Below are 2,056 nucleotides of genomic sequence, written 5' to 3'. Positions count from 1 at the left end.
CGGGGGCCGAGGTCCATTTATCCAAAGGCGAGTTTCGTACCGTCATCGGCGTCATCGGCGACAAAGAAGCCGTTGCCGCGCTTCCGCTAGAGGGCTTTGAGGGTGTTGAAAATGTCATCCAGATTATGAAACCCTACAAGTTCGTGAGTCGCGAGTTCCGCCACGAGCCCACCCTTATCACTATAGGCGATGTTGTCATCGGAGAAGGATACTTTAACGTGATGGCCGGGCCGTGCTCTGTGGAATCGAGAGAGCAGATGCGTGACACCGCGCGGGCCGTCAAGTCGTCCGGCGCCACCGTGCTCAGGGGTGGGGCGTTTAAGCCGAGGACATCACCGTACAGTTTCCAGGGGCTGGGCGTCGACGGATTGAAAATGCTGGCAGAGACCAGGGAAGAGTTCGGCCTGCCGATAGTTACCGAAGTAATGGACCCGAGGGATTTGGACGCTGTTGCCGAATATGCCGACATCATCCAGATCGGAGCGCGCAACGCGCAGAACTTCCTGCTTTTAAAGGAGGTCGGGATGTTGAGGAAACCGGTTCTTCTTAAGCGGGGTCTTGGAAATACCGTTGAGGAGACCTTGATGGCCGCAGAGTATATTATCAAGGGCGGCAATACCAATATTATTATCTGTGAGCGCGGGATACGCACATTTGAGACCTACACCAGGAACACCCTGGATATTAGCGCTATACCGCTGATTAAGCAGTTAAGTCACCTTCCGGTTATCGTCGATCCGAGTCATGCCGCAGGTAAGCGCAACCTTGTCGAGCCGCTGACGCTGGCGGGTCTGGCGGCGGGTGCCGATGGGGCGATGATCGAGGTTCATCCGGACCCGGAAAAAGCGCTTTCCGACGGTCCGCAATCGCTTACGTTTAAGCATTTCGATACGATTATGGAGCGGATACGGACCGTGGCCGAAGTGTTCAATAAAAAAATGAGGTTGACCGTCTAATGAAGACGACCATCGCGGTACTGGGCTTAGGGTTGATCGGGGGGTCGTTGGCCGTTGCCTTTAAACAGCAATCCGAGGAGTATGAGGTTGTCGGCTATAACCATAACGCCCCGGCCGTTGAAGAGGCGCTTGCACGCGGCATTATCGATAGAGCAGCGGCAAGTGTTGAGGAAGCGTGCGCAGATGCCGACGTTATCTTCGTATGCGTGCCCGTCAGGCAGATTCCGAACTATTGTATCCTCGCTGCCCAAAGCGCAAAACCCGGCGCGATAATAACTGATGTGGGAAGCACCAAGGAGAGTATCGTGGCCGAAGTGGAGGCCGAGGTACCGGAAGGCGTTCATTTTATCGGCGGGCATCCCATGGCGGGCTCGGAGCGCACGGGGGTAAGCGCGGCGAATCCGGCGCTCTTTAAGAACGTTCATTATTTGCTGACGCCCACCGAGAGAACGGATATGGTCGCGTACAAGAAGCTCCACTCGATGATCACATCGCTCGGCGCGAACGTGATGGCGATCGATCCGGTAAAGCACGACCACGCGGTCGCTGTGATAAGCCATTTGCCGCACATGATTGCCGCAGTTCTTATGAACCTGGCCAGCAACGAGGCCAATGCAACCGAAAACCTGCTGTTACTTGCGGCCGGCGGCTTTAAAGATACGACGCGTATCGCGGCCGGCAGCCCCCGCATGTGGATCGATATTTGCCTGGATAACCGGGATGCAATCATGTACTCCATCGAAAAGATGAGTGATATGCTGGAAACCCTGCAGCATATGATCGAAGAAGAGGATAAGGGGCGGATAACCGACCTGCTGGAGCGCGCCCAACAAGCACGTCTCAACCTGCCGTCGGCGCTCGGCAAGGGAATCGGCAAGCTCTACGAACTCTACGTCCCCGTTTCGGATAAACCGGGAGTTATCAGCGATATCACGTTAACGATAGGACAACTCGGGATAAACATCGAAGATATAGAGATATTACATGCCACAGATGTTTCGGGTCAGGTGCGCCTTACCATCCCCGAAAAGGAAAATGCCGACAGAGCGGCGAAAGCTCTATTGGATAAAGGCTACGAGGTCGATGTGAGAACGCAGGAG

General features: G+C 55.1%; 2 protein-coding genes. Both read left to right on the top strand.

The genetic code is table 11. The annotated features are described in order from the left end of the window. The coding region (aroF, locus tag COY37_RS06520) for a 3-deoxy-7-phosphoheptulonate synthase (protein WP_286976863.1) at nucleotides 1-956 on the top strand (956 nt) is incomplete at its 5' end. Continuing rightward, nucleotides 956-2,056 (top strand): prephenate dehydrogenase (locus COY37_RS06515; protein WP_286678898.1); only part of this gene is annotated, 1,101 nt, incomplete at its 3' end. The genes aroF and COY37_RS06515, both read left to right, overlap by 1 nt.

Origin of the sequence: Candidatus Aquicultor secundus (genome assembly GCF_002791875.1) — a bacterium.
GTDB classification, from domain to species: Bacteria; Actinomycetota; Aquicultoria; order Aquicultorales; family Aquicultoraceae; genus Aquicultor_A; species Aquicultor_A secundus.
This window is presented reverse-complemented; position numbering and strand designations above follow the sequence as displayed.